This window comes from Aeromicrobium sp., from assembly GCF_036676885.1.
GTDB lineage: Bacteria > Actinomycetota > Actinomycetes > Propionibacteriales > Nocardioidaceae > Aeromicrobium.
This window is the reverse complement of the sequence record NZ_JAKFCB010000204.1, coordinates 1-7,041: the sequence shown is the minus strand read 5'-3', so window position 1 is coordinate 7,041 and position 7,041 is coordinate 1. Positions and strand designations below refer to the sequence as shown.

At 66.5% G+C, this 7,041-nt stretch carries 6 protein-coding genes and 1 pseudogene; all 7 read right to left on the bottom strand.

All coding sequences use genetic code 11. The features are described 5' to 3' along the window. Nucleotides 1-110: 110 nt before the first annotated feature. Complete coding sequence (locus V6M46_RS09500) at nt 111-674, bottom strand: DUF6036 family nucleotidyltransferase (RefSeq protein WP_332664164.1); 564 nt, start codon at nt 672-674, stop codon at nt 111-113. Beyond that, nucleotides 674-1,192 (bottom strand): helix-turn-helix domain-containing protein, encoded by a 519-nt coding sequence (locus V6M46_RS09495; protein WP_332664162.1) that lies wholly within the window; start codon nt 1,190-1,192, stop codon nt 674-676. Before V6M46_RS09495 ends, V6M46_RS09500 begins: the two co-directional genes overlap by 1 nt. Nucleotides 1,193-1,559: 367 nt before the next feature. Next, nucleotides 1,560-2,849: a TrkH family potassium uptake protein gene (locus V6M46_RS09490; RefSeq protein WP_332664159.1), complete on the bottom strand. Its 1,290-nt coding sequence runs from the start codon at nt 2,847-2,849 to the stop codon at nt 1,560-1,562. 82 nt (nt 2,850-2,931) lie between these two features. Then, entirely contained in the window at nt 2,932-3,606 is a 675-nt protein-coding gene (locus V6M46_RS09485) for a response regulator transcription factor (RefSeq protein ID WP_332664156.1), read from the bottom strand. Further along, nucleotides 3,603-6,104: a sensor histidine kinase KdpD gene (locus V6M46_RS09480; RefSeq protein WP_332664154.1), complete on the bottom strand. Its 2,502-nt coding sequence runs from the start codon at nt 6,102-6,104 to the stop codon at nt 3,603-3,605. Before V6M46_RS09480 ends, V6M46_RS09485 begins: the two co-directional genes overlap by 4 nt. A 27-nt stretch (nt 6,105-6,131) precedes the next feature. Beyond that, entirely contained in the window at nt 6,132-6,704 is a 573-nt protein-coding gene (kdpC, locus tag V6M46_RS09475; RefSeq protein ID WP_332664152.1) for a potassium-transporting ATPase subunit KdpC, read from the bottom strand. Between the two features lie 3 nt (nt 6,705-6,707). After that, a pseudogene (locus tag V6M46_RS09470) lies at nt 6,708-7,041 on the bottom strand (potassium-transporting ATPase subunit B); the annotation flags it as partial.

Here is a 7,041-nt window from a genome sequence, read left to right as displayed (position 1 = left end):
CGATAGCTGGCCATGACGACGCGGCGCCGCGGTGCGTCTAAGTGGGCGGAGTGCCGCAGGTGGCACGCGTCGGACACCTCGCAACGTCTCTCGCGGCTGAAGGTGGAGGGTCAGTCCCAGGTGCGCAACCATTCCAGAGCGCGCTCGGTCGCAACCTGGTGCTGCGGGGGCAAAGTGGTAAGCCGCCCCGCCAGAACTCCCGCGTCGACGAGGCCGGCCTTCAACAGCGCGGCGACAAAGTTCTGGTCCTTCTCACGCAGGGCGCACAGCTTGGCCACGCAGAGGTCTTCGGCGTTCAGGCACCACCCGGTGAACTGCGGATCGCCGGACGGCGCAGCAGTGTTGGTGTTCTGCACCTTGACCAGCCGATCACGCCAGCCCTCCGGAAGCACCGATGTCTCCAGGTCGACGCCGTCGATGCTGTAGCCGTGAAGCTCCTCGAACGGTGAGAACTCTCCTGCCATACCTTCGATGAGGTGCGCGAGCCGAACTGTCTCGGCGTTGTCCTCGGCGATGGGGAGGATGTCGACCTCGATCGACATCGTGGCATCTTCGGGCAGCTGATCCTCGGCGAAGGTGCCGAGGATCGATTGCGATCCGACCACGATCACCTCCGACCGTTCGATGATTTGGCAGGCGGTGCGGATCGCGTGTTCCAGCTGGTCGCGGCGCATCACACGGCCCCGGTCAGCACTTCCATGCGTTCATCTTGCGCGAGCAGCCCGCCCATGGGGGAGACCTCACGCATCTCGATCGACTCCCGATCAAGGCCAGTCAGCACGCGCTGAATACCCAACACGTCACCCGTCTCGACCAGACTCTGCCAGCGCCGGAGGTTCCGTATGTGCGGCTGACCATTGACCCGACCACGAAGCCTCTTGATGTTGCCCTCAATGGTGGGTCGCCACTGTTCGAACGTCGACCGCGTCAGATGAGACGACAACCGGCGATGCAGCTCCCACGACCGACGTTCAGAGCGGTTCAAGTCCGGCTCCACCGGCCGCCGAATCACCTCCAGCCGAAACCCCATACACGACAGCAACCGGTCCAGCTGCTCATCGCTCAGATCCACCTTGCCCGAAACGAACTGACTGATGCTCGGCTGACGCACCCCACTGATCCGTGACAGCTCGGACTGCGTGGTGCCCGTCTTGGACATCACTTTGCGCAGTACCTCGCCACGACCCGTCATAGGCCAACTATAGCAAGCAACACTATAAGCGTGTCCCGAGTCTTGTCCTGTGACAAGAGAAGTGTCAGGGACCCCGCAGCCGAGCTGACCTCGATCTCAGGCAACACTGAGGCAACACGAGACTCCAAAACAGCCAATTACTGTCACAGATGTCCGACAAATCTAGACGACAAAATCACTGCAATATCAATCAAACGCAGCGTTGATCGACACTGTCCCATCCGGCTTGATTTCCACTTTCACGGCGGTAGCACGGGTTCGAATCCCGTTGGGGGTGCCAGTCTCAAACGGCGCCTGACCTGCAGCGACGCTTCCCAGCAACGTGAGCCGCTCCCTCGCTTGGCCTCACTTCCTGGTGGCCGAACGGTCACCCGACGATGACGTACTCCTCGGGCAGGGAGTAACGCTTGGGTTTGGCTGAGAGCGCGAGGGCGGCCCCGACGGTGACGACGCCGACGCGCCCGACGAACATCAAGGTGACGAGCACGAACTGTCCTGCAGGTGGCATGTCGAACGTGATCCCGGTGGAGAGTCCCACGGTCGCGAACGCGGAGATGGATTCGAACAGCAAGGGTTCGAACTCGTAGTCGGTCGCGATCATCATCGCCATGGTCCCGGCCATGACTGCTCCGACGCCCAGCAGGGCAACGGTCAAGGCCTGTCGTTGGACCGTGGCGGGCAGCGCGCGGTGGAAGATGGTCACGGTGGGCTCTCCGCGCAGCTCGTTGAGGATGACGAAGCCCAGCACGAGGAAGGTGCTGACCTTGATTCCGCCGGCGGTGCCGGCGCTGCCCCCGCCGATGAACATCAAGATGTCGGTCAGCATGAGCGTCTCGGGCGTGGCGGCTCCGTAGTCGATGCTGTTGAAGCCGGCGGTTCGGGGCATCACGCCGCCTGTCATGGCCGCGACGAGCTTGCCGCCGAACGACAGTGGGCCCAGCGTGTCGTCGTTGGTCCACTCGGCGAGCCCGAACCCGATGGTGCCGACCAGCAGCAGCAGCACGGTGCCGTAGACCGTGATGCGGGTGTGAATGCTCCACGTCCTCCGGCCTGCGACCAGCTCGGCGACGACAGGGAATCCCAGGCCGCCGACCACGACGGCAGCGCACAACGGCACCATCACCCACGGGTCGTCGACGAACGGGATCAGGCTGTCGGAGTAGAGCGCGAAGCCCGCGTTGTTGAACGCCGATATCGCGTGGAAGACCGCGTGCCAGGCGGCGGTTCCCGCGTCGTCGTCGTACGTGGTCAGGAATCTGGGGAACAGGAGGAGGGCGATGGTCGTCTCGGCCACCAGGACGACCACCGCGAGCCGGCGGACGACGGCAGTGACGTCGCCCAGGCCGATCGTGTGGGTCTCGGTCTGGGCGATCAGGCCGTTGCGGAGGCCGAGCTTGCGGCCGATCGCGATCAGGAGCACCGAGGCGAGGGTCATGATCCCGAACCCGCCGACCTGGATGAGTGCCAGGATGACCGCCTGGCCGGCGGGGGTCCAATAGGTGGCGGTGTCAACGGTCGTGAGCCCCGTGACGCACACCGCTGAGACCGAGGTGAACAGCGCCGGCAGGAACCCCTCGGCTTCGCTCTCGGTCGCTGCGAACGGGAGGGAGAGCAGGACCGTCCCGATGATGATCGCGAACAGGAATGTCAGCGGCACGACACGAGTCGGTGCGAGTAGCCAGGCCTTCACAGGTCGATCACTCTAGCCCTTGGCCCGGGAGTCTCTTAGGGGCATTCCGTCACACGACCATTCGGTAGCCGATGCCAGGATCGGTGATGAAGATCCTCGGCCGTGACGGGTCCGTCTCGAGCTTGCGGCGGATCTGTGCGAGGTAGACCCGCAGGTAGTTGGTCTCGCGGTCGTACGCGGGGCCCCAGACCTCGCGCAAGAGCTCGGTCTGCCGCACCAGTCGGCCCTCGCGCCGGGCGAGCACCTCGACGATGTGCCATTCGGTCGGGGTGAGGCGTACGTCCTTGCCTGCCCGCGTGGCCGTGCGCTCGGTGATGTCGAGGCGTACGTCGCCGGACTCGACCACGAGGGGTGCGCCCTCGCTGCCGCTGCGGCGGATCGCTGCTCGCACTCGGGCCAGCAGCTCCTCCATGTCGAACGGTTTCGTGACGTAGTCGTCGGCGCCCTCGTCGAGGGCCTCGACCTTGTCGTCGGACTCGTGCCGTGCCGACAGCACGACCACAGGGACCTGCGTGTACGCCCGCAGCCGTTTCAGGACCTCGACACCGTCGAGGTCGGGAAGTCCGAGGTCCAGGATGACGACATCGGGCATCCGCTCGTCGACGATCTGGAGGGCCGAGCGTCCATCCGCGGCAGTCTCCACGTCGTAGTCCCGTGCCCGGAGGTTGATCGAGAGCGTACGCAAGATGGCCGGGTCGTCGTCGACCACGAGCACAAATGTCATGTCGCCTCTCCGGCCAGCGGCAGGTCCAGGACGAACGTGAGTCCGCCACCGGGTGTGTCCTCGACGGTCAACGTACCGCCCATCGCCTCGGTGAGTCCTCGGGCGACGGCCAGCCCGAGTCCGACGCCTTCACCTCGGGGGACGTCGCCGAGTCGCTGGAACGGCTCGAACAGGCGATCCTGCTCTTCGGGCGGGACGCCGGGACCGGTGTCGATGATGCGGATGACGGCTCGCCCGCCGACGGCGGACCCGTCGATCGTGACCCGCGTCTCCGCCGGCGCGTAGGTCAAGGCGTTGCCCACGACGTTCGCCATGACCCGCTCGAGCAGGCCGGCGTCCGCCGCCACCAGCGAGACATCTGACGGCAGGACCAGGTCCACGCGTTCCCACCCTGGCAACGAGCTGAGTGCGTGTTCGATCGTCGCCTCCAGGTCGACCTCATCGACGTAAGGCTTGACCGCCCCCATCTGGATGCGACTCATGTCCAGGAGATTCGTCACCAGGTCGTTCAGTCGGTCCGCACCGTCCTCCGCCGAGGCGAGAAGCTCCTGCTGGTCCTCCGGCGACCATGCGATGTCGCGGTTGCGCAGACTGCCCACTGCGGCCTTCACGGCAGCAAGTGGAGTCCGCAGATCGTGCGAGACCGCAGCGAGCAACGCCGTGCGGGTGCGGTCGGTCTCCTCCAGGACCCGGCGTTCGTTGCGTTCCTTCGCGGCTCGTCGACGTTCGGCCAGGACGGAGGCGTGGGCCGCGTATGCCTTGAGGAGGCGTTGGTCGGCGGCGGCCAGCGATCGGCCGGTGAGGGCAAGCGAGGTCTCCTCATCGACCTTCACGCTGACGTCTGCGGCGTCCAGGCCGGCGATCGGATCGCCGACCTCGAACCGGATCTGGCCTTCGGCATCGATGATGGCGGCACCGCGCATGCCGAAGAGCTCGCAGGCACTGGCGAGCAGGGTGCGCATGTCGCCGGCGTGCAGGAGGCTGTGCGACAGCACCGTCAAGGCGTCGGCCTCGGCGGTCGCCTTCTCGGCCTGGGCCGTCCGGCGTGCGGCCAGGTCGACCACGGACGACACCGCGACCGCGACGATGACGAACAGCACGAGCGCGAACGCGTTCTCGCCGCTTGCCACCGTGAGTCTGTGAAGCGGCGGCGTGAAGAAGAAGTTGAGCACGAATCCGCTCAGGAACGAGGTGAGGATCGCCGGTCTGAAGCCGCCGATGATCGCGGTCGCGACGACGAGCGCCATGAACAGCATCGCCTCGGTCGGGAGGCCGTGGAAGTCCGGCGTCACGATCAGCAGCGTGGCCAGCACGGCCGGCCCAAGCACGCCGATCAGGTATCCGTACCTCCGGCGACGCTTGCTGAGGTCGGGAGAAGAGCGGATGTTCCCGTGCTTCCTGCGGGCTTCGTCGTGCGTGACGATGTGGACATCGATGTCGCCGGAATCGGCGATGACCACCTCGCCGATGCCGGGATTGGCCAGGGTCGAGAGGCGGCCTCGTCGGCTGGCGCCGATCAGGACCTGGGTCGCGTTCTCTGCCTTCGCGAAGTCGAGGATCGCGGCCGCGGTGTCATCCCCGACGACCGTGTGGAACGTTCCGCCCATGTCCTCGGTGATGGAGTGCAACCGGTGCAGGCGCGCGGGGTCCATGTGGACGAGACCGTCGCCCCGGGTCACATACAGGGCCAGCCACTCGCCGCCGCCGATGCGGGAGGCGATGCGGGAGGCTCGCCGCATCAGTACCTCGGACTCGGGTCCACCGGAGACCGCGACGACGATCCGCTCGCGGGCGGCCCACGTGGTGTCGATCCCGTGCTGGTCCCGGTAGCGGTCAAGACCTTCGTCGACGCGGTCTGCCAGCCACAGGAGGGCGAGCTCGCGCAGGGCGGTGAGGTTGCCCTCGCGGAAGAACTGGGACAACGCGGCGTCGACCTTGTCCGGGCCGTAGATGTTGCCGTGGGCCATACGACGTCGCAGTGCCTGCGGGCTCATGTCGGCAAGCTCGATCGCGTCGGCCTGGCGTACGACCTTGTCCGGGACGGTCTCCTGCTGCCGGACGCCGGTGATCGACTCGACGACGTCGTTGAGCGACTCGAGGTGCTGGATGTTGACCGTGGTGATGACGCAGATGCCCGCCTCGAGGAGCGCTTCGACGTCCTGCCAGCGCTTCTCGTTGCCCGAACCCGGGACGTTGGTGTGGGCGAGCTCGTCGACGAGGGCCACCTCGGGGTGCCGGGCCAGAACCGCGTCCAGGTCCATCTCTTCCTGGGTGGTTCCCCGGTACTCGACGACCTGGCGAGGGATGACCTCCAGGTCACCGACCTGCTCGGCGGTGCGGGGGCGCCCGTGGGTCTCGACGTAGGCGACGACGACGTCGGTCCCGCGGGCCGCTCGCCGCTGTCCCTCGTCCAGCATGGCGAAGGTCTTGCCCACGCCGGGGGCGGCGCCGAGGTAGACCCGCAGGATGCCTCGTTGCCTGCCACCCTCGGTCTGCACGTCTTCAGTCTGCACCTTGGATCTGCCTCACCGGTCGTCGAGCGCCAGGTTGAGCTCGAGCACGTTGACCCGCGGCTGACCGAGGAATCCGAGCTGGCGACCGGAGGTGTGCTCCCTGACCAGGCGCTGGACGACCGCTCGCGACAGGTGCCGCTCGGTTGCCACGCGACCGACCTGCAGGGCCGCGTACTCCGGCGAGATGTATGGGTCGAGGCCGGACGCCGACGCGGTCACCGCATCCGGCGGGATCTGCGACGCCTGGACGTTCTCGGCCTTCGCGATCTCCCGCTGGCGCTGCTCGATGGCCTTGAGCAGGTCAGGGTTCGAGGGGCCGAGGTTCGACGCGCCGGACGCGAGCCCGTCATGGTCCGAGGTGGACGGCCTGCCGTGGAACCACTCGTCGCCCGTGAACTTCTGGCCAATGATCGCCGACCCGCGGTCCGTGCCGTCATGGGCGAGAACCTGGCCGTTCGCCTTGTCGTGGAACACCGTCTGACCGGCGCCCCACACTGCGGCGGGATAGGCGATGCCGAGGATCACCGTCATGACGAGCAGGACCTTGAGGCCGGCGAGGCTCTGGCGGATGAAGTCTTGTGTCATGGTTCAGCCGATTCCTGGGATGGTCGAGACGATGAGGTCGATGAGCTTGATGCCGATGAACGGTGCGACGACGCCGCCGACGCCGTAGACCACGATGTTGCGGCGCAGGATGTTCGCGGCTGAGGTCGCGCGGTACTTCACTCCGCGCAGTGCCAGCGGGATCAGCGCCACGATGACCAGCGCGTTGAAGATCACGGCCGAGACGATCGCCGAGGTCGGCGTCGCGAGGTGCATGACGTTCAGCGTGTCCAGCGACGGGTAGGCCGCGAGGAACATCGCCGGGATGATCGCGAAGTACTTGGCGACGTCGTTGGCGATCGAGAACGTCGTCAGCGCA

Coding starts and splice junctions, on each gene's coding strand:
- V6M46_RS09500 (WP_332664164.1), bottom strand. CDS start 674: ATGCGCCGCGACCAGCTGGAACACGCGATCCGCACCGCCTGCCAAATC.
- V6M46_RS09495 (WP_332664162.1), bottom strand. CDS start 1,192: ATGACGGGTCGTGGCGAGGTACTGCGCAAAGTGATGTCCAAGACGGGC.
- V6M46_RS09485 (WP_332664156.1), bottom strand. CDS start 3,606: ATGACATTTGTGCTCGTGGTCGACGACGACCCGGCCATCTTGCGTACG.
- kdpC (WP_332664152.1), bottom strand. CDS start 6,704: ATGACACAAGACTTCATCCGCCAGAGCCTCGCCGGCCTCAAGGTCCTG.